General features: G+C 70.2%; 16 protein-coding genes, 2 pseudogenes and 2 riboswitches. Of the genes and pseudogenes, 5 read left to right on the forward strand and 13 right to left on the reverse strand.

All coding sequences use genetic code 11. The features are described from left to right. Window positions 1-225 precede the first annotated feature (225 nt). The 5 genes and pseudogenes from ACZ67T_RS32260 to ACZ67T_RS32280 all read right to left on the reverse strand — a co-directional run bounded on the left by ACZ67T_RS32260 (window position 226) and on the right by ACZ67T_RS32280 (window position 4,396). Window positions 226-688 (reverse strand): annotated as a pseudogene (locus tag ACZ67T_RS32260) (GNAT family N-acetyltransferase). A gap of 42 nt (window positions 689-730) precedes the next feature. After that, a pseudogene (locus tag ACZ67T_RS32265) lies at window positions 731-1,495 on the reverse strand (tRNA (adenosine(37)-N6)-threonylcarbamoyltransferase complex transferase subunit TsaD); the annotation flags it as partial. Between the two features lie 4 nt (window positions 1,496-1,499). Beyond that, window positions 1,500-2,120: a CGNR zinc finger domain-containing protein gene (locus tag ACZ67T_RS32270; protein WP_469988636.1), complete on the reverse strand. Its 621-nt coding sequence runs from the start codon at window positions 2,118-2,120 to the stop codon at window positions 1,500-1,502. A gap of 194 nt (window positions 2,121-2,314) precedes the next feature. After that, window positions 2,315-3,265: a nitrilase-related carbon-nitrogen hydrolase gene (locus ACZ67T_RS32275; RefSeq protein WP_469988638.1), complete on the reverse strand. Its 951-nt coding sequence runs from the start codon at window positions 3,263-3,265 to the stop codon at window positions 2,315-2,317. 186 nt (window positions 3,266-3,451) lie between these two features. Then, the gene (locus tag ACZ67T_RS32280; RefSeq protein ID WP_469988640.1) at window positions 3,452-4,396 is read right to left on the reverse strand and encodes a nitrilase-related carbon-nitrogen hydrolase; all 945 of its coding nucleotides are present in this window, start codon (window positions 4,394-4,396) and stop codon (window positions 3,452-3,454) included. Window positions 4,397-4,536: 140 nt separating this feature from the next. On the opposite strand from ACZ67T_RS32280, the gene ACZ67T_RS32285 reads away from it, so the two are divergent. The 5 genes from ACZ67T_RS32285 to ACZ67T_RS32305 all read left to right on the forward strand — a co-directional run bounded on the left by ACZ67T_RS32285 (window position 4,537) and on the right by ACZ67T_RS32305 (window position 9,846). Further along, the gene (locus ACZ67T_RS32285; RefSeq protein WP_469988642.1) at window positions 4,537-5,541 is read left to right on the forward strand and encodes a LacI family DNA-binding transcriptional regulator; all 1,005 of its coding nucleotides are present in this window, start codon (window positions 4,537-4,539) and stop codon (window positions 5,539-5,541) included. Window positions 5,542-5,996: 455 nt separating this feature from the next. Continuing rightward, entirely contained in the window at window positions 5,997-7,229 is a 1,233-nt protein-coding gene (locus ACZ67T_RS32290) for a PP2C family protein-serine/threonine phosphatase (RefSeq protein ID WP_469988881.1), read from the forward strand. A gap of 511 nt (window positions 7,230-7,740) precedes the next feature. Then, a complete protein-coding gene (locus tag ACZ67T_RS32295) occupies window positions 7,741-8,406 on the forward strand; it encodes a deoxynucleoside kinase (RefSeq protein ID WP_469988644.1) in 666 nt (221 codons plus the stop codon). Between the two features lie 139 nt (window positions 8,407-8,545). Further along, window positions 8,546-8,670, forward strand: a riboswitch (cobalamin riboswitch). A gap of 61 nt (window positions 8,671-8,731) precedes the next feature. Beyond that, on the forward strand, window positions 8,732-9,118 hold the full coding sequence (locus ACZ67T_RS32300; protein WP_469988646.1) for a (2Fe-2S) ferredoxin domain-containing protein: 387 nt from the start codon (window positions 8,732-8,734) through the stop codon (window positions 9,116-9,118). Next, on the forward strand, window positions 9,115-9,846 hold the full coding sequence (locus tag ACZ67T_RS32305; RefSeq protein ID WP_469988648.1) for a (2Fe-2S)-binding protein: 732 nt from the start codon (window positions 9,115-9,117) through the stop codon (window positions 9,844-9,846). The genes ACZ67T_RS32300 and ACZ67T_RS32305 overlap by 4 nt, the downstream gene beginning before the upstream one ends. A 57-nt stretch (window positions 9,847-9,903) precedes the next feature. Here the strand turns inward: ACZ67T_RS32305 and meaB are convergent, their stop codons facing one another. The 8 genes from meaB to ACZ67T_RS32345 all read right to left on the reverse strand — a co-directional run bounded on the left by meaB (window position 9,904) and on the right by ACZ67T_RS32345 (window position 20,277). Next, window positions 9,904-10,884, reverse strand: a complete 981-nt coding sequence (gene meaB, locus ACZ67T_RS32310; protein ID WP_469988650.1) for a methylmalonyl Co-A mutase-associated GTPase MeaB — start codon at window positions 10,882-10,884, stop codon at window positions 9,904-9,906. Window positions 10,885-10,900: 16 nt separating this feature from the next. Further along, window positions 10,901-13,081, reverse strand: a complete 2,181-nt coding sequence (scpA, locus tag ACZ67T_RS32315) for a methylmalonyl-CoA mutase (RefSeq protein ID WP_469988652.1) — start codon at window positions 13,079-13,081, stop codon at window positions 10,901-10,903. Continuing rightward, the gene (locus ACZ67T_RS32320; RefSeq protein ID WP_469988654.1) at window positions 13,081-14,892 is read right to left on the reverse strand and encodes a methylmalonyl-CoA mutase family protein; all 1,812 of its coding nucleotides are present in this window, start codon (window positions 14,890-14,892) and stop codon (window positions 13,081-13,083) included. The genes scpA and ACZ67T_RS32320 overlap by 1 nt, the downstream gene beginning before the upstream one ends. Window positions 14,893-15,008: 116 nt before the next feature. Beyond that, the gene (locus ACZ67T_RS32325; RefSeq protein WP_469988656.1) at window positions 15,009-15,584 is read right to left on the reverse strand and encodes a GNAT family N-acetyltransferase; all 576 of its coding nucleotides are present in this window, start codon (window positions 15,582-15,584) and stop codon (window positions 15,009-15,011) included. 123 nt (window positions 15,585-15,707) lie between these two features. Next, window positions 15,708-16,508, reverse strand: a complete 801-nt coding sequence (locus tag ACZ67T_RS32330; protein ID WP_469988657.1) for an ABC transporter ATP-binding protein — start codon at window positions 16,506-16,508, stop codon at window positions 15,708-15,710. After that, window positions 16,505-17,596 carry a FecCD family ABC transporter permease gene (locus ACZ67T_RS32335; RefSeq protein ID WP_469988659.1) on the reverse strand — a complete coding sequence of 364 codons (1,092 nt, stop codon included), beginning with the start codon at window positions 17,594-17,596 and terminating at the stop codon, window positions 16,505-16,507. Before ACZ67T_RS32335 ends, ACZ67T_RS32330 begins: the two co-directional genes overlap by 4 nt. Then, the gene (locus ACZ67T_RS32340) at window positions 17,593-18,660 is read right to left on the reverse strand and encodes an ABC transporter substrate-binding protein (protein ID WP_469988661.1); all 1,068 of its coding nucleotides are present in this window, start codon (window positions 18,658-18,660) and stop codon (window positions 17,593-17,595) included. The genes ACZ67T_RS32335 and ACZ67T_RS32340 overlap by 4 nt, the downstream gene beginning before the upstream one ends. Before the next feature lie 30 nt (window positions 18,661-18,690). Further along, window positions 18,691-18,815, reverse strand: a riboswitch (cobalamin riboswitch). A gap of 49 nt (window positions 18,816-18,864) precedes the next feature. Continuing rightward, window positions 18,865-20,277 carry a prenyltransferase/squalene oxidase repeat-containing protein gene (locus tag ACZ67T_RS32345; protein WP_469988663.1) on the reverse strand — a complete coding sequence of 471 codons (1,413 nt, stop codon included), beginning with the start codon at window positions 20,275-20,277 and terminating at the stop codon, window positions 18,865-18,867. Window positions 20,278-20,290: the final 13 nt, after the last annotated feature.

Genomic DNA, 20,290 nt, shown 5'->3' on the forward strand with positions numbered 1-20,290 from the left:
AGAACCCCTCAGCAAGGTTCATCGTCCCAGGTCAGGAAGGCACTTTCGCGTTTCCGCCCCAACAGCCGCCGTCCCCAAACGAAACGGCGAGGTTAACGCACTAAGAATGCTCTTGCAAGCTATGTGCAAGAAGCTGCTCTACCGAAGCTTTGCCGCGCCGTGGGGAGCGCGTGGCACGGGTGCCGCACCTTTCCGTACCGACCGGAGGTTCGGCGTCCCAGTAGGTCAGAAGGGAGAGTGCACGGCGGAGCGGGCCGGATGCCGGGGGCCGAGGAACGCCGCATCGCCGGCGCCCCCGGGAGTGGGGTGGGCCGACTGGCCGGCCGGTGTGCCGGCGGTCACGCTGTCGAGGAGGGCAGCGCCGATTCCCCGGCCTTGCGCCGCGGCTGGTGACGGCGAGTTCGTCGACCTCACGGCCACCGCACAGCCATGCGGCCGTACGGTCGGTGCCGAGGGCCGCCGTCACGTGGGGATAGCAGCGGTCGGACGGGAAGGGTGCGGGCGTCGTCCAACCGGTGGCGAACCCCAGCACGTTGCCCCCGTCGACAGCGAGGGCGGCAGCGAATCCCGGCCGGGGGGCGTCGAACGCAAGACGGGCCAGGTACTGGTCGGCGCTCGCTTCGTCCTCGTTCCATGGAGGTGCCGCGGATGTCTCGGCGTAGACCCGTCGTATTCCGTCGGCGAACACCGGAAGGAGTGCGCCCGGAGCGGGCCAGGACCATCTGCGTCATCAAGCAGCCCTGGCGGTGAGGGAGACGGGACGCAGGGCGGCGTACTCCAGTGGCGCGGACGGGTCGATGGACACGTCCAGCGACGCTGCTTCGGCTTTCGCCCTGACCAGCGGGTCACCGACGGCCGCGATCATCACGCCGTTGTCGGTGCACAGCTTCAGCGGCGGTACCCGCAGCATGATTCCGGCGGCCCGGCAGCGTTCCTGCGCGAGCGCCGGCACCTGGGAGTTGGCGGCCACCCCGCCCACCACGACCAGAGTTCCCACGCCTTGCTCACGGCAGGTGGCCACCGTCTCGCGCGTCAGCACATCGGCCACGGCCTCCTGGAGTGAGGCCGCCGCGTCCGCGAGCGCCAGGTCCTCACCGCGCATGCGGTGCTGCTCGGCCCAGCGTGCGGCGGCGGTCTTCAGCCCGGAGAAGGAGAAGTCGTAGCGCGAATCCCGCGCTCCGGCCAGCGGCCTGGGGAATGCCACAACGCGTGGATCCCCTGCGCGCGCGGTGCGGACGATGGCCGGCCCGCCCGGATATGGCAGCCCGAACACCCGGGCCGCCTTGTCGAAGCACTCGCCCGCCGCGTCGTCGATGGTGTCGCCAAGGTGCACGATCGGCTCCCGCGCCAGATCCCGCACGAGCAGCAATGAGGTGTGCCCGCCAGAGACGATCAACACCAGGCAGGGATCGGGCAGTGGTCCGTGTTCCAGCGTGTCGGCGGCGACATGTCCGACCAGGTGAAGCACCCCGTACAGCGGCATCCCGAGCGAGAACGTCTCAGGCGCCGTTCGACGTCCTGCTCGGCAGGCTTCCTCCGGCCTTTGCGCCGGTTCGGGACGCGGTCTGGCGTTTGCGGGCTCGCCAGGCGCTCACGTTGACCCGCGTCGAGCAGCGTTCGGAACAGTAGCGGCGAGAACAGTTGGTGGTCGTGTCCACATACGCGTTGCGGCACGGGGCTGCCTGGCACAGGCCGAACTGGTCGGTGCCGAACTTCGTTAGGTGAAAGGCCAGGCCCATGGCGGCGATCGCCGCGTAGCCCGCGGTCGCGTTCGACGGGTGCTCGGCGAGGTGCAGGTGCCACCGCGGCCGGCCCTCGTCGTCCAGCCAGTCGTGACCGGAGATCTGCGGGCTCACCGGAAAATCCAGGAGCAGGGAGTTCAGCAAGTCCACGGCCGCCGTGCGGTCGCCCCCGTCCGCGACGGTGAATACTGCGCGCAACCGCGCCCGGACCGAGCGGAAGCGCGTGACGTCCGCGTCCGTTGCCCGCCGGGCCATCTGGGAAGCGGAGCCGAAGAGTTCACGGACCACCTCGACCGAGGTCAGCATGTCCTTGCGCCGCGCCGGCTCCTCAGTGTTGACCAGGCGCACGGCGAAATCCGCGTAATCGGCAAGTTCCACTCGTAGTTCCTCGATCCCGGCGGGTAGGGCTCGGCAGTAAGAAACGCCCATGGTGCGAGGGTATTACGGCAACGAGGGGTGGCGGCCTCGTGAGCTCCGCTCCTTCAGTGGCCTTCTTGCCCGGCCGGCGGAACTTGTGCCCCATTTTGGCCGACGAAGCACCGGGCAAAATGGGGCACAGCCTTTCGCCGGGCCTAGCGGGTCCGGTCGTCGGCGACCTGTTCGGCGAGTGAGCCGTACAACTCGGGCCGACGGGTGCGCATCAGGCCGAACTCGAGCCAGTCCCGCCGCTGGTCGAGGTCGAGGTCGGCGACGAGCACAGCGGGGGTGTCGCGAGGGGCCCGCAGCATGATCCGGCCGTAGGGGTCCGAGATGAAGGAGGAGCCGTAGAAGGTGGAACGCCCCTCGGTGCCTGTGCGGTTGGGCACGATCATGAAAAGGGCGTTGGCGAGGCCGTTGGCGCTGATCGCCTTCTCCCACATCGGCTGGGTGTCGAAGTCCGGCAGGTCCACTTCGGAGCCGATGGCGGTGGGGTGCACCAAGATCTCGGCCCCGGCCAGGGAGTAGGCGCGGGCCAGCTCGGGGAACCATTCGTCCCAGCAGGTCGGGAAACCGAATCGGGCACCCGCGTGAGTGACGACGGGGAAGCCGCTGTCGCCGGGGCGGAAACACAGGTCTTCGCGGTAGCCGGGAAAGGCCGGGATGTGGTTCTTGCGCGTCCGGGCGATGAGCTCGCCCGCCGAGTTCACACAGACTGCGGTGTTGTAGCCGAGCCCTCCGTCATCGGCACGCTCGTACAGGGAGGCGTGCACGGTGATCCCGAGCTCGATGGCCAGCTCGGACACCAGGCTGACGGTGGGCCCGGTCTCGACGTCCTCGAGATAGCGATAGGCGCCGTCGGCCATGGGGTCGTCGGTGTTGCAGAAGTAGGGGCTGCGGGTCAGCTCGGGCAGGCACACCACAGTCGCTCCTTGTGTGGCGGCCAGCTCCACACCCTCGCGCAGCCGGCCATCGTGCTCGTACTCATCCGGGTACCACCGCATCTGGACGAGCCCGACTCGCAGCGGTTCTCGTTCGGCGGGACGGCTGCGGCCGGGTGAACCGAGCGGGGAACCGCAGGAAGTGAGCAGGGTGTATGCGGTCATCGGGATTCGTCCTTCGTCATCGTGTAACTGAAAGTTCAGTCAGCTCGGTCGTCAAAAGGGAGTCCTGCCCTGGTGAGGGCAGGACGGGACGGTGGGCGGCGTGTGTCGCCATCCGTGGCGGCAGGAAGCGGCATCAACCGCCGTCGGTCGCTTGAGGTCCGGGCGGCGGTCAGCGCAGCAGTGGCTTCAGCGAGTCGCGGTGAGCGGGGCGTAGGCGTCGGGGCGGCGGGTGGTGAGGAAGGGGAAGAGCTCCAGCCAGTCGCGGCGCGCGTCGAGGTCGAGGTCGGCCACGAGGACGGCCGCCTCGTCGCGGGGGGCCTGGGCGAGGACCCGGCCGTAGGGGTCGACGATGAATGAGCTGCCGTAGAAGACGAGGCCGTTCTCGGCACCGATGCGGTTGGGTACCACCATGAAGGTGGCGTTCGCGATGGCGTTGCCGGTGATGACCTTCTGCCAGATCGGCTGGGTGTCGAAGCCGGGGTGGCCGGGCTCCGAGCCGATGGCGGTCGGGTAGACGAGGACGTCGGCGCCCGCCAGGGAGTAGGCGCGGGCGAGTTCGGGGAACCACTGGTCCCAGCAAGTCGGCAGTCCGAAGTTCGCCTCGTCGACCTTTGTCAGGGGGAAGGCGTCGTCGCCAGCAGGGCCCTGACGGAACCACTGGTCCTCGTAGTAGCCCTCGGTGACCGGGATGTGGGTCTTGCGGGTGCGCTGGGCAAGCGTTCCGTCGGGGGCGACGAGGATCGCCGTGTTGTAGCCGAGGCCGTCGTCCTCGCGGTTCGGCGCCGTGGCCTTCTCGTACAGGGAGGCGTGTACGTAGAGCCCGTACTCACGGGCGGCCTCCGCAGCGAAGGTGAAGGTCGCTCCGGTCAGCAGGTCCTCGGGCTCGGCCGGCGTCGGGTGGTCGGCCTTGCGGACGACCGCGAAGTACGGCGACAGCGTCAGCTCCTGCAGGCACACCACCCGTGCTCCTTCGGCCGCCGCGAGGCGTATGCCCTCGCGCAAGGCCGCGCGGTGCTCGGCGTGGTCACTGTGCCAGCGCTGCTGGACGGCGGCGACGCGCAGCGTGGCGCGGTCTGCGGGCCGGGTGCGGGTGGGGGACGCCGGTGGGTTGCAGGCGGTGATCAGACGCATGGGACATCCGGAGGTTCTCGCAGGGACGGCAGGGCGGCAGGCAGCCGTTACCGGGCGCCGGAACGTTCCGGCACAGGTGAATGTAGACGGTGCCGGAACGTTCCGGCAAGGTTGGCTCTGTGCGTCTACACTTTCGAGACGTGAACGCCCGCACCGTGACCCTCCTGGACGTCGCCCGCGCCGCCGGGGTCTCCAAGAGCACCGTCTCCGACGCCCTTCAGGGCTCTGGACGCGTCGCTGATGCCACGCGCGACCACGTCCGAGAGGTCGCCGAGCGACTGGGATACCGGCCCAACAGCGCCGCCCGCAGGCTCCGGCGCGCCAGCACCGGAGCCATCGGACTGCACCTGCCGCAGACCGCGACGCGGCTCGACTACTACATGAACCTCGCCTTCGGGGCCGTCGCCCGTGCTCAGGACGAAGGGCTCGATGTCGTCCTGCTCGCCCCGGCGACCGGCACCCACGGCCCCCTCGCCTCACGCGTCGACGGGCTCCTCGTCATCGACCCCGAGATCGGTGACCCCTCCGTTCCCGCGGTCCTCGACGCAGGGGTGCCGGTCGTCACCGGCGAGCGCTACCTCGGACCCGCTCCCGCCCCCGCCGGAGCCGTCGTCTGCGACAACTCCGACTCCCTCATCGCCCTTCTGGACCACGTGCGCGACCGCGGCGCCCGCCACCCCGCGCTCCTCGCACCCGCCGACACATCCGCTTGGGCCGCCGCGCTCCACGGTGCCGCGGAAGGTTGGGGGCGCACCCACGGCACAGCGGTGCAGATCCGTACCGTCTCCTTCGCCGCCACCGCCCTCGAAGCCGAGCAGGCCACCCTGGCCCTCCTCGCCGGGAACCCGGAGACCGACGCCGTCATCTGCGCCCCCGACGGCGCCGTGACCGGAGTGCTTCACGCCGCCGCAGCGGCAGGCCGTGCCCCAGGGCGCGATCTCCTCGTCGCCTCGTGCGTGGACGGCACTGCCACCCGAGGCGCCAGCCCGCCCGTCACCGCGGTCGACCTGCGGCCCGCCGCCTACGGCCGTGCCTGCGCCGAACTCCTCTGCGACATCCTCGCCAAGCGCACCGGCCCGGAGACCGTCCGCCGCCATGACTGGGCCCTGGTGGCCAGGGGTTCTACGCTCGGATCGGCGGGGTGACGCCGAAAGCCGGAGCTGGATCAGTTCAGGAGCTGAACGGCGGAGTGTCCGCCGCTGCCTGCCGTCCGGGGCTCAGAGCAGGAGCCGCAGCGCGGTCTCGGGCGGTCGAGGCTGGAGGCGGCCGCGGCGGCGCCTGCGGATGCTGCGCGACTCCGGTGTGCCCCACCAATTCCGGACGACCGTCGATCCGGCTGGCTACGTACGCGAGTTGAGTTGCGACGTCGTTTCCACGTGAGATTGGGAGTCGCACGCTCCCGCGAATAGGTGGTGTTCGCGAGAACGGGAGTCAGTCGCGCCGGGTCCGGGCGTGAGTAGTTGAGGTAAGGGGAATCCCGGTGGGATTGATCATGGTCGGCTGCCGGCTGAGGTGCCCTGAAGTGCTGACCTGCCGGGACCGCCGCTGGTGCTTATCGTGAAAGAGCAACGTGATCGGCATAGCGTCGCGGGCAGGTGGCATCGTGAACGCATCCGGGATCGACTACGAGGCGGTCTTCCAGGCGCTGCCGAGCGCGGTGGCCCTGTTCACCACGGACCTGGTGTACGCCGACGTCAATGAGGCGTTCCTGAGCAGCATGGGGCGTACCCGTGACCAGGTGGTGGGCCGCTACCTCTGTGATGCCTTCCCCGACGACCCCAAGGACCCCGCGGTGACCGGCATGCGCAAGCTGGAGGCATCGTTGCGGTGGGTGGCCGCCACCGGGCAGCGCGACGCCATGACGCTTCACCGCTACGACGTGGAGTACCCGGACCGGCCCGGGGTGTGGGAGGAGCGGTACTGGAGTCCGGTCAACGTCCCCGTCTTCGGCCCCGACGGGCGGGTGGCGCTGCTTCTGCACCGGGAGGAGGACATCACCGAGCTGATCCGCACGCGCAGCGGCCGAGACAGCGGCGACCGGGCGACAGTACTGGAAGCCGAGCTGTATACCCGGGCTCGGGAACTGCAGGAGGCCAACGAACGGCTGCGCGAGGCCCATGCCCGCGAACGCGAAGTCGCCCTGAGCCTGCAAGAGGCGATGCTGCCCGCCCCCGGGCCCTTGAGGCATCACCGCGCAGCCGTGCGCTACCGGCCGGCGGTCGGGGCCCTGAACGTGTGCGGGGACTGGTACGACCTCGTCGACCTGCCTGGCGACCGCATCGCGGTGGCCGTCGGCGACGTCGTCGGCCACGGCCTGGCCGCCGCCTGCGTCATGGGCCAGCTGCGCAGCGCCCTCAGCGCCGCTGCTCGCGCCGCCGACGGCCCCGCCCGGGCCCTGGAAGTCCTCGGCCTGTACGCCCGCTCGGTCGACGGCGCGGAGTCGACCACGGCGATCCTGTCTGTCATCGACGGCACCAACCGCACCATCGCCTACAGCAGCGCCGGCCATCCTCCACCAGCCCTGCTGCACCCCGACGGCACCGTGGACTTCCTCGACCAGGCCACCGACCCCCCGCTTGGCGCCCGCCCCGAACACATGCCCCGCCCCCAGGCCGAGACCACGTTCACGGAGGGGGCCACCCTTGTGCTGTACACCGACGGGCTGATCGAACGCCGCCGCGAGGACATCGACGCCGGCCTGACCCGGCTTGCCGACTCCCTCACCCGCCACCAGGGCACCGACCTCGAAACGCTCGCCGACGCCCTCCTGGCCGACCTCACCCCACCTGACGGCGCCACCGATGACACCGCCCTGGTCGTCCTCCGGCCGTGAAAGAGGCGGCCACCACAGCGATCACCGCCGGGTCGACCCATCGCGGAATGTCCCGTCGGCCGGACAGATCCTGGTAGCGCCGTGAGTGAGTTCCGAACTCATTGACATTGATCATGGCGGCGGCGTGCGAAGTGACTCCCGAAGTCGTCGATAAACGACTCCCGATCTCGCGTACACAGCCAATCCGGCCTTCCTCACCGCCGACGACGTCCGATCACTCACCGACTGGCTGGACAGGCGAGGGCTGCGCAACCACCCTCTGGCAGGAAGCCCGTGCGGTCTGACGCGGCGACCGCGCCCCGGCGGAGCTGTGGGCCAATGCCACCTTCCACAGGAATTCGCGCAGTGAGCGCCCCGATATGATTTCCCTTCGGTCGCCCCGCAAGGAGAGTGCCAGGTTCGCCACCTGGCGCCGGGGGCGCCCCTGCGACTCCGCGGCGGTGCGTGATGTCGTCGAAGAGCCGGGTCGCGGGCATCGCGCCCGCGGGCGGAGCCCTGGGAGAAGCGAGGTATGTCAGTGATCTGCGTCGGCGGCATGATCGGGATCGGGAAGACCAGTGTGGCCGAGCTGATCGCCAAGGAGCTGGGGAGCAAGGTCTTCTACGAGAGCGTGGAGGACAATCCCATTCTGCCGCTGTTCTACACGGCCGGTCCGGAAGAGATCGAGGCGAGGCGCTACCCGTTCCTTCTCCAGCTCTATTTCCTGCAGACGCGATTCGCTGCGATCAAAGAGGCGTACAAACAGGACGACAACGTCCTCGACCGGTCGATCTACGAGGACTGGTACTTCGCCAAGGTCAACCACGACCTCGGCAGGATCAGCTCCCTGGAGATGCAGGTGTACGAGGGGCTGCTCACGGAGATGATGCGTGAGATCGATGGCCTGCCCTACCGCAAAGCACCCGATCTCATGGTGTACCTCAGAGCGGACTTCGAGACCGTGCTGCACCGTATCGGGCTCCGCGGGCGCGACTTCGAGCAGGACCAGAACCTTGTCGAGTACTACCAGAGGCTGTGGTCGGGGTACGACGGCTGGGTGCAGGAGCACTACTTCGCCAGTGACGTCCTCGTGATCGACATGAACGACACCGATGTGGTGAACAGTCCCGAGGACGCGGAGCGCGTGGTCCGGGAGGTGGCGGGCGCTCTGGCGGTGGCGCGGTCACGACGTGCCTGAAGCCGCTCGGCGGTCGGACGCCGAGATGTCGCGCCCTGAGCAGCACGGCGCCCCGCCTCGCGGATCCCCGTAGGGGGACGGCCCGATTGCGGCGCAGAACGAATGGCATGATGGCTGTGGACATGGGCGACGGCGGCCCGAGGAAACCGGTGTGAATCCGGTGCGGTACCGCCACTGTGATCGGCGAGCGGATCCCGAAGTGCCACTGCCCCGCAAGGGGGCGGGAAGGCCGGGACGAGCACGGACCCGAGAGCCAGGAGACTCACGCTGTCGCCTCCTCGAGAGAACCCGGGGCGGAACTCCCCGGCCAGAGGAAGGACACGGCATGCCTGAGCGGCTCGCCGACGAGAGCGTGACGACAGCGGACCGTGCGGTCCCGTGCCGGGTGGTGGTGTGCCGCGACTGCTGCTGCGGCACGGTCAAGGTCACGGGCGATCACGCGGCGCAGACAGCGAGGCTGCGCCAGATCGCCCCGGTGCGGATCTCCGAATGCCTCGACGTCTGCGAACAGGCCAACGTCATCGTCGTGCAACCATCGGCTGCCGGGCGTGCGGTGGGAGCCAGGCCGGTGTGGCTCGGCCTGGTCAACGACCCGGACGCCACCGAGGACATAGCGGACTGGGTACGGGCCGGTGGTCCGGGTGTAGCGGCTCGCCCCGAGATCCTCGACCTCTACCTGATCGACCCGCCACGTCGCGCCCCGGCCTCATGAACACCGGCCCCAGCACCGAGAAAACCCCTCCGGCGCACGGAGCGACGAGCGAAGCCAGGGCGGAACAGGCCACTGAGGCGCTGCGCGACGTGGCGCGGATCGGCGGGTTCTTCGCCCTGGACACGGGCCCAGCACGGTCCACGGGGCGGGCCTTCGACGAGCCGCGGCTCACGCCGGAGGGTTTCGCCACACGCGCCCGAGCCGTCAACGACCGCTACGCCACCACCGAGGCCCGCATCGGCGTCTCCATCGCGCATCTCGGACTCGCGGCCCGCCTCTGGTCGCCTGTCCTGGCGTGCGCGCTCGTGCACGGGATCGTGCCGACGATGGCTGACGTGACCTGGTCCGGTGACGGCTCGGCGCTGGGCCTGGCCGAACCCCGGGGACGGCTCGTGGTGCGGCTTCCTTCACTCGCCGACGCCGTCCTCACGGAGGTCGACGGCGTGCTGACGGAGGTGGAGCGCGGTCTCACCGTCAAGATGGCGCCGGGCCTGCTGGCCGGCAACTCCGCGTCCGCACTGGTGGGTTCGGCGGCGCAACTGCTGTGCACCCGGCCCGGTCTGCGCGTCCGCCTCACAGAGCTGACACATGAACTGCTCGCTACGGGGCGGCTGCGGGGGACCGGCCGGATCACCGGGCCCGTCCTGACGTTCCGCCGCCGTAGCTGCTGCCTGTACTACCGGGCCCCGAACGGCGCGAAATGCGGGGACTGTTGCCTGGCCCGGTGATCGTCCGGAAGCGGCACACACGGCACGGACACCGCGTGTCGCTGCCGGGTGTCGGCGTCAGTCCTTCCGGAACGCCTCCAGGATGCGCTCGGCGGCAAGGGTGGCGGTGAGCGAGCCCTCACGGACCTGCCGCTCCAACTCGGGCGCCAGGGAACGGACCGCGGGATCGGCGTACAGGCGACCGAGAAGGTCGTCGCGGACCATGGTCCAGGTCCAGTCGACCTGCTGGTCGCGGCGGCGCTCGGCGAGGCGGCCCGACGAGTCGAGGAGCGTGCGGTGCTGCTCCAGGCGGTCCCAGACGGTGTCCAGGCCGGTCGACTCCCGGGCGCTGCAACTGAGCACCGGCGGTGTCCAGAAGGCGTCCTTGCCGTGCATCAGCCGTAGTGCACCCGACAGTTCACGCGCGGCGGTCTGCGCGTCGCGGGCGTGCGGGCCGTCGGCCTTGTTGACGCTGATCACGTCGGCCAGTTCCAGGACCCCCTTCTTGATGCCCTGCAACTGGTCACCAGTACGGGCCAGAGTGAGGAGCAGAAAGGTGTCCACCATGTTGGCGACGGCTGTCTCGGACTGGCCCACTCCGACGGTCTCCACGAGCACCGTGTCGTAGCCCGCCGCCTCCATGACGACGATGGACTCGCGCGTCGCCTTCGCGACCCCGCCCAGTGTCCCTGCCGTGGGGGAGGGACGTACGAAGGCGGCAGGGTCGACGGCGAGACGCTCCATGCGTGTCTTGTCGCCGAGGATCGAGCCGCCGGTGCGGCTGGACGACGGGTCCACGGCGAGCACCGCCACTTTGTGCCCCAGGCCGGTGAGCATGGTGCCGAACGCGTCGATGAACGTTGACTTGCCGACGCCCGGCACCCCACTGATCCCGATGCGCCGAGACCGGCTGCTGTGCGGCAGCAGCTGGGTGAGCAACTGCTGTGCCAGCACCCGGTGTTGCGGACGGGTCGACTCGACGAGGGTGATCGCGCGGGCGACGATCGCCCGCTTCCCGTCGAGGACACCCTTGACGTACGTGTCGAGGTCGATGGCCATCCTCCGTGTCACCGGCTCACAGGTCGTCGTGCCCGAGGTCGTCCGCGAGCCGCGTCACCAGGTCGTACGCCGCGTCGGGGATGACGGTGCCGGGCGGGAACACCGCGGCCGCGCCCATCTCCTTCAGCGTGGGGACGTCGGCGGGCGGGATCACGCCACCCACGACGATCATGATGTCCTCGCGCCCCTCCTCGGCGAGCGCCTCGCGCAGCGCCGGTACGAGGGTGAGGTGGCCGGCGGCCAGCGACGACACCCCGACGATGTGCACGTCCGCCTCCACGGCCTGGCGCGCCACCTCGGCCGGCGTCTGGAACAGCGGGCCGACATCCACGTCGAAGCCGAGGTCGGCGAAGGCGGTCGCGATGACCTTCTGGCCCCGGTCGTGACCGTCCTGTCCCATCTTGGCGACGAGGATGCGCGGCCGGCGCCCCTCGGCCTCGGCGAACTCGTCGACGCGGGCGCGAGTGCGGTCGACGTTCGGGGACTCGCCTGCTTCGTTGCGGTACACGCCGGAGATCGTACGGATCTGCCCGGCGTGCCGGCCGTAGACCTTCTCCAGCGCGTCGGAGATCTCGCCGACCGTCGCCTTCGCACGCGCTGCGTTCACGGCGAGTTCAAGGAGGTTGCCCTCGCCGCCGGCCGCGCGGGTGAGTGCGGCGAGCGCGTCCCGGCAGGCCGTCTCGTCGCGCTCCTCGCGCAGCCGCCGCAGCTTGTCGATCTGCTGGGCCCGCACCGACGAGTTGTCGACCTTGAGGACCTCGATCTCCTCGTCGGAGTCCACCCGGTACTTGTTCACCCCGATCACCGGCTGCCGCCCGGAGTCGATGCGCGCCTGGGTACGGGCTGCCGCCTCCTCCACCCGCAGCTTCGGGATACCGGCGTCGATGGCCTTCGCCATGCCGCCCGCCTGTTCGACCTCCTGGATGTGCTGCCAGGCACGCCGGGCGAGGTCGTACGTCAGCTTCTCCACGTATGCGCTGCCGCCCCACGGGTCGATCACCCGCGTCGTTCCGGACTCCTGCTGGATCAGCAACTGGGTGTTCCGGGCGATGCGGGCCGAGAAGTCGGTGGGCAGCGCGAGCGCCTCGTCGAGGGCGTTGGTGTGCAGGGACTGGGTGTGGCCCTGTGTCGCCGCCATCGCCTCCACGCACGTACGTGTCACGTTGTTGAACACGTCCTGCGCGGTCAGCGACCAGCCCGAGGTCTGCGAATGGGTGCGCAGGGAGAGGGACTTGGTGTTTTTCGGGGCGAACTGTTTCACCAGCTTCGCCCACAGCAGTCGTGCCGCACGCAGCTTGGCGACCTCCATGAAGAAGTTCATGCCGATCGCCCAGAAGAAGCTCAGGCGCGGCGCGAACGCGTCCACATCGAGTCCCGCCTCGCGGCCCGCCCGGATGTACTCCACGCCGTCCGCGAGGGTGTACGCGAGCTCCAAGTCGGCTGTCGCGCCCGCCTCTTGGATGTGGTAGCCGGAGATGGAGATCGAGTTGTAGCGCGGCATCCGCTGCGAGGTGTACGCGAAGATGTCGGAGATGATACGCATCGACGGTTTCGGCGGATAGATGTAGGTGTTGCGGACCATGAACTCCTTGAGGATGTCGTTCTGGATGGTCCCGGCCAGTTTCTCGGGCGGTACGCCCTGTTCCTCCGCCGCCACGATGTAGAGCGCTAGCACCGGCAGCACGGCGCCGTTCATCGTCATCGACACAGTCATCTTGTCCAGCGGGATGCCGTCGAACAGCTGGCGCATGTCGTAGATCGAGTCGATGGCGACGCCCGCCATGCCGACGTCACCGGTCACGCGCGGATGATCGCTGTCGTAGCCGCGGTGCGTGGGCAGGTCGAACGCGACCGACAGACCCTTCTGTCCGGCCGCCAGATTGCGCCGGTAGAAGGCGTTGGACTCCTCGGCCGTGGAGAAGCCCGCGTACTGGCGGATCGTCCACGGCTGGTTCACGTACATCGTCGGGTACGGGCCGCGCAGATAAGGCGCGATGCCCGGGTACGTGTCCAGGAAGTCCAGGCCCTCCAGGTCCTCCCCTGTGTACAGCGGGTGCACGGTGATGCCCTCGGGCGTCTCCCACAGCAGGTCGTCGCCGCCGGACGCCTTCTTCAACGCCGCACGCCACTCTTCCGCGTTCCCCCCGGTCGCGGTCGGGGTTCCCAGCTTGATCGCCGAGAAGTCGGGGATGGACATCAGGACACTCCCATGCGGTCGAGCGTGGCGCCGAGTACGGCGACGGCGTCGCAGCCGGCGAAGACGTAGGTGTCGACCCCCGCGTATGTTCCCGGACGGCCCGCGAGGAACACCTGACCGGCGCCCGCCTCACGCAGGTGACGCGCGGCGGCCTCGGCCCGCTCCTCGTACACCTGGTCGCTGGAGCACAGGCATGCTTCCCGCGCCTCGCTCTCCTCGAACGAGCCGTCGGTCACGGGCTCGATGCCGCCCGCCTGGAACAGGTTGGCGGCGAACGTCAGACGGGCGGTGTGGGCGGCGGCCGGACCCAGGGCCGCCAGATACACCCGGGGCCGCTGACCGGTCGCGGCGAGGTGCGCGTCCGAGCGAGCCCGCAGCGCCTCGAACGCCTCGTCGCGCCGCACCCGGGGCAGACCGCCGGACGGCCGCTGTGGCACCGGCTCGCGGACCACGGGCTTCTCGTTCAGATGCGGGAACTCGTTGACGCCGGTGATCGGTTCACGGCGTTTCGCGAGCTTCGCGCTCCGTGCCGACCAGGTCTCGGCGAGACGGTCCCCGACCAGGCCGGAGCGCAGGGCGGCGGCCTGGCCGCCCGCCCGTTCGATCTCCTGGAAGAACTCCCAGGAGGCGTGCGCGAGTTCGTCGGTGAGCCGCTCCACGTACCAGGAGCCGCCGGCCGGGTCGATCACGCGGGCCAGATGCGACTCCTCGATCAGGATCGTGGAGGTGTTGCGGGCGATGCGGCGGGCGAACGCGTCCGGCACGCCGAGCGCGTCGTCGAAGGGCAGGACGGTCACGGCGTCGGCACCGCCCACTCCGGCCGCCAGCGTCGCGACAGTGGTGCGCAGCATGTTCACCCACGGGTCGCGGCGCGTGGCCATCACGGAGGAAGTGACGGCGTGCTGGAACTGTGCCCCGCAGGCCGGCGCCCCGGACGCCTCGGCCACCCGGGACCAAAGGCGGCGCGCGGCACGGAACTTGGCGATGGTCAGGAACTGGTCGGCGGTGGCGGCGATGCGGAACTCGATCTGCGCCAGGGCCTGTGCGACGGTCAGGCCGGCGCCGGTCAGTTCCCGCAGGTAGGCGACGCCGGTGGCGAGCGAGGCGCCCAGTTCCTGCGCGGCCGAGCCGCCCGCCTCGTGGTACGGCAACGCGTCCACGGTCAGCGTGCGCAGCCCCGGATACTGCCGCGCACACAGCCGGGCGAGTTCGGCGAGCGGCGCGCTGTCGTACACCTGTCTGGTGCGGGCCTCGAACCCCAGAGGGTCGGCACCCAGGTTGCCGCGAGCCGCGTCGGCGGCGACGCCCGACTCCTCGTACAGGCGAAGCAGTTCGCGCGCGGCGGTGTCGTACTCGGCGCCCGCGTCGAGGACCACGGGAGCCAGGTCCAGGTAGACGCCGTCGAGCGCCGAGGCCATGGCGGAGACGGGGATACCGGCGGCGTCGCCGACCGCCAGCCACAGCGACGTCACGCCGTTCTCCAGATCGGCGAGGACCGCGGCGGAGGCGGGGACCGTGTGGCGCTGCCGCACGTCCCAGCCGCCGACCGTGTTGCCCGCTGCCCTGCCTCCCCGTACGTACGGCGGGAATCCGGGCAGACCAGCCGGCGGAGCGCTGTCACGCGCGGTGTACAGCGGACGCGCACGCAGCCCGTCCTCCAGCGTGGTGGACAGGGCGTCTTCCGCCTCGGTGGCCGGGATGTCCCTGCCCGATTTGCGCAGGACACCGGCGACCAGACGCCGCCACTGATCACGCGTCGCGTCAGGGAACTCGGCTGCCAGGGAGAGTTCGTCGTCAGGCAGGACCGTCATGCCCGGATGCTAGGTCAGCGCGCGGGTGAGCAGCAGGTGGAACGCGTGTGACCTTGTTCTCCTTGCCTGACACCCGGCGAGCGCGTACGGCCGTGCCGGATACGGCTCTAGCGGAGCTACAAGACCGGGCGCGTCGCCGGATGACGCGGCGCGAGCAACGTGAAGGGGTGATGTGAGGCGGACGCGGGTGCGGGGGAGACGGGCGTGGCGGACGCCGGCGTGGGGATCGGCAGCCAGCCGCGGCGGTGGAAGAACGCGAGAGCCGTCGGGGCGTCCGTGCCATCTGCCGCCGTCCAGGCGCGATCGTCCAGGGCGGGCAGGAGGAGGACGTTCAGCAGAGCGGTGCCGACGCCGCGGCCCCGGGCCACTGGGGCGACGCGCAGATCGGTGATCCGCAGGGCGTCCACCGACTCTCCCTGGGAGTCGATCGCGTCGATGGTGGTCGGGTCCGGTGTCCGCACGGCCGTCCCGAACCCGCACAGCAGACCTTGCAGCCGCGCCGTCACCGCTACGAAGCCCGGCTGGTCGGCATCACGCGCCAAGTGCGTGCGCACCCGCGCTAGTTCGCTGTCGGCCGTTCCCACCGTGTCGCCCTGGCGGGACAGGCGGCGGAGGTGGGCGAACTCCTCGACGAGAGCGAGGGCCGACCGGCCCGGGTAGACCGTCGTCGTTATCGGCTGGTCGATGTCCATGAACGCGTATACCCCTGGGGGAGTCGGAGGGTTCTGGTAGTGGTGATCGAATCGGCGGGGCGGATGGCCGTGCGGGTGCCTGGCGGTCCTTTCACCGAAACCAGCGCGGTTCCTGCCCCTGGGTCACCGGGACTCACCCGGCACCGGCACGTCCGTCGGCAGAAACGTCACCTGGGGGCGACCCGTGCGGGGATGCACGGCGACCTCGGCGGCCACCTCGTAGACCGCAGCCAGCAGGCGCGCGGTGAGCACTTCTTGCGGCGGTCCGGACGCGACGACGCTGCCGTCGCGCAGGACGTAAAGGCGATCGCAGTAGTACGCCGCCAGGTTGAGGTCGTGCAGGGCGACCAGGACCGTCGCGGGCAGGCGGCGCAGCGCGCCGAGAATCTCCAACTGGTGCCGGATGTCCAGGTGGTTGGTCGGCTCGTCCAGGACGAGCAGCGACGGTTGCTGGGCGAGGGCGCGGGCGATCAGCACCCGTTGGCGTTCGCCGCCGGAGAGCCGGTCGAAGGGGCGGTCGGCCAGGGCGACGGCGTTGACCGAGGCGAGTGCCGCCTCGATCAGCGCGGCGTCCTCGGCCGTGTCGCCGGACAGCAGTCGCTTGTGCGGGGTGCGGCCCATGGCAACGACCTCGCGCACGGTCAGGTCGAGGCCGGACGGCGTGTCCTGCACCACCGCGGCCAGGGTGCGCGCGAGGTGGCGCGGAGGGAGCGACCAGGCGTCGGTGCCGCCCACGCGCACCGTTCCGTCCTCCGGACGCAGCACTCGGTAGACGGCCCGCAACAGGCTGGACTTGCCGCTGCCGTTCGGGCCGACGAGGCCGATCGTCTCGCCCGGCCGGGCGATCAGCGAGACCTCGCGCACCAGCTGCCGGGCACCCGCCGTGAGGGTGACGCCGTCGACGTGGAGTTCGGCCGCTTTCATACTGCGCCTCCCGCGCTCCTGCGTGCGTCGCGCCGCATCAGCCACAGGAAAAACGGCCCTCCGCACAGGGCGGTGAGGACGCCGACCGGGATCTCCTCCGGCGCCGCTACGGTCCGTGCCGCGATGTCCGCCAGGACGAGAAACGCCGCACCCCCCAGCGCGGCGGCCGGCAGCACACGCCGGTGGTCGCCGCCGACGAGCAGGCGCACGATGTGCGGAAGCATCAGGCCGACGAAGCCGATCGGTCCGGCCGCGGCGACCAGCACACCGGTGACCAGCGAGACGAGCACGAACATCCGGGCCCTGAATCGTGCGACGTCCAGGCCCATGGTGGCGGCGGCCTCCTCCCCGGCAAGCAGCAGGTTCAGGTTGGGGGCCTGCACCATGAGGACGGCGATGCCGAGCAGCAGCGCCAGACCCGGCAGCCACAGCGAACCCCAGGACACACCGCCCAGGCCGCCCAGCGTCCAGGCGAGGACGGTGCGCGCCTCGTTGCCGTTGTCCGTCGTCAGCAGCAGCAGGTTCAGCAGCGCGCTGAGCACCGATGCGACCGCGACCCCGGCCAGGATGAGCCGCAGTGAGGTGATGCGGCCGCCGGTGCGGGCGGCGGCGTAGACGAGCACGAGCGCACCCAGTGCCCCCGCGAACGCGGCCACCGACAGGGACACCGGCCCGAAGAGGCTCACCCCGAACACGATCACCGCGACCGCGCCGAGCGAGGCGCCGGACGATACCCCGAGGAGGTACGGCTCGGCGAGCGGGTTGCGTACCAGCGCCTGCAGCGCCGTACCGACCACGGCGAGGCCCGCGCCGGTGACCGAGCCGAGCAGGACGCGGGGCCCGCGCACGTCGAGGACGATCGTCTCCCGCGCCCGGGTCCAGGTGGGCTCCGTCCAGTCGGCGCCGAGCGCGTGCGTCACGACGCCCCACACCTGTGCGGGCGGCACGTGCACTGAGCCGAGGGCGAGCCCGGCGGTCATGGAGGCGGCCAGGAGCAGGGTGAGTGCGACCAGGGTGACGGCGAATGCGGCCCGGCGGCGCGGCTTCACCGCGGCGGATTTCTCGGCGTCCGTGGCGGACGAGGTCACTTGAAGCTTTCCGGGTGCAGCCCTCGCGCCAGGTCGCCCACCGCGTCCGCCGACCGGACGCCGACGAGGGTGTCGGTCAGCGGCAGCACGACGAAACGCTTGTTCTTGATCGCGGGCACGTCGGCGAGGGCGGGCTGGGAGAGCAGGAACTTCTTCTTCTGCGCGACGCTGGTGCCCGCGTAGTCGTAGATGGCGATCACGTCGGGCTTGCGGTCCACGACCTGCTCCCACGAGACGTCGCCGAACACGTCGTCCAGGTCGGAAAAGACGTTCTTGCCGCCTGCCAGTTTGATCAGTTCGTTGCCCAGGCCCTTGCCGCCGGCCGTGAAGGCGGACTTGTCGCCGCTGTCGTAGACGAACACGGAGACGTCACGCGCGTCCTTCACGGCCTCGCCCGCCTTGCCGACGCGAGTGCGCAACTTGGAGACGAGGGCGGACGCGCGGTCGGAGACGCCGAAGATCTTGCCGATCGTGCGTATCTCGGTGTACGTGTCCTGCATGGTCACCCCCTTCTTCCCGGCGCAGTTCTCCCGGTTGAGGTAGGTGTCGATGCCCGCGTCCTTGAACGCCTTGCGTGAACGGCCCTCCTTCTCCGCGAACGCGCTGGCGTACCCGCCATAGACGAAGTCAGGATCGCTGTCGAGGACCTTCTCGAACGACGGCGCCTCCTTCGACAGTTGCGGGATCGACGCGAAATCCTTGCGCAGAGCGGGTAGGACCGCCGAGTCGGGGTACGACGTGCCGACCATCCGGTCCTGCAAACCCAGCGAGAGCATCAGCTCGGCCGGGTGCTGGTGGATGGTCACCGCGCGGGACGGCGGCTTGGTGTACGTCGTCTTCACACCGCAGTTGTCGATGGTGACAGGGAAGCCCTTCGCCGCCGAGGCGCCTGCCTTCGGGGAGTCGGCGGTGGTGCCCGACGAGCCGCAGCCGGCCGTCAGCAGGATCGTCGACAGCGCGGTCACGGCCGCGGCGAGGCGCGCCGGGCGTCGCCCGCGCGAGGCTGCGGACGCCGCGGGCGACGGGGAGAACGAGAAATGGGGACGGTTGTGACCGTCGTGCATGGGAAGCCTCCTGCGGAGTCCGCGCTCCTCGGATCGGGCCCGCGGCAGGTCAGTGACCTGACTCCCGCGCACGCCCTGGGGACGTGCGCGGTCACAGTGGCGGGACCGTGCCGGACTCACACCGGCTTCCTGGCTCCTGCCGCGGCTTGACTTGGTGATCGTACGTAATGACCAGGTAAACGAGAACACCGGGTCGGACCGGGGTCAGGCGCCCCAGCGCAGGGCGATCGTGTCGCCGACACCGATGGCCTTGCCGCGGGAGGCGCCCGCGAAAGCCGCGCCGTCGACGCTCACCTTCCAGGTGCCGGAGCCGCTGTTGCCCTTGCCGTTGAGTGATGTGATCTGGCCGGTGCCGGAGGAGGGTGTGACACCGCTGACGCAGCCGGACGGGGTCGATGTACCGGAGGCGGCGTCGAGGACCGTGCCGAGCGTAGTGGTGGTGCCGGTCGGGGTGACGGCGACGGAGCAGACCTTGAGGGTGCCGGAGCCGTCGTCCACGGTCACGGCGAACTTGGCGGCGGTGCCCGAGGTGAGGGACGACTGGCCGACCCACTGCGGAGCGCCGGACGTCACCGGGGCGGGCGGGGCCGCGGTGAAGCCGCCGCCGGCGACGGCGCGCAGACCGTCGATCGACGCGTACGCCTGCGGTGCGGTGTCGCCGGGGAGGTACTTGAAGCCGCCGCCGGGGTTGAACTGCTGGCTGATCAGGAAGTCGACGGGGGTCTTTCCCTTGGAAGTGAGGAAGTCGCTGGTCTGCGGGTTGATGCCGCAGGCGTTGAGCCCGGAGACGGCCCAGCCGTTGGAGTCGGTGTTGACGCCGAACATGGCATCGAAGGCACCGGAGTTGGCGATCAGCTTGTTCTTGAGGAAGGTCTTGGCCTGCACGACGTCGGTGTCGGTGTTCGGCACACCGGAGACGCACAGGGCGGCCATTGCGGCACCGGTCATGTCGATGTCGCTGACCGCGGAGAGCTGTCCGGAGTCGCCTTCGGCCTTGCTGTAGTTCCAGCCGCCGTCGTTGTGCTGGTTGGCCCGGATGCGTGTGATCACCGCGTTGCGCAGGGACTGGGGGATGCGTGTCTGGCCGGTCGTCGTCTTCGCGCCGTTCAGGGCGAGGGCGGCGAAGACGGTGCCGTTGAAGTTGGCGGACGGGCCGAAGTAGCCGGGCTCCGCCGTCTGCCAGTAGCCGTAGATGTCGGCGACGAGATTGCGCGAGGCGGAGACGCGGGCCGGGTCGATGCCGGCCGCGTAGGCATTGAGGGTGGCGCGCTCGTAGTCGGTGACGACGGGGGAGGAGGACGGCCAGGTGCTGGTGGCGAGCAGGTTTCTGTAGACCGTTCTCGCGTTCTTCGTCGCGTCGCCGCCAGGCGTGATGTCGACGGCGGCCGTGCCGGCCGAAGCGAGCGCGCTGAACGCCCACTCGTTGGAGAGTCCTGAGCCGGCGTACGAGCCGTCGGCTGCCTGGAGCGACTTGAGGTAGGCCACGCCGTTCGTCTTGGATGTGGCGATCTGTGCCGGGGTGGCGGTTGCCGCCGCCGGCAGGGTGGTCAGGGCGAAGGCGCCGAGGGCGGACGCCGCGGTGAACGCGGCGCGGCGGACGAGAGGGGAACGGGGCATGGCGTGCTCCAGA

The organism is Streptomyces sp. NPDC107517 (assembly GCF_055582645.1).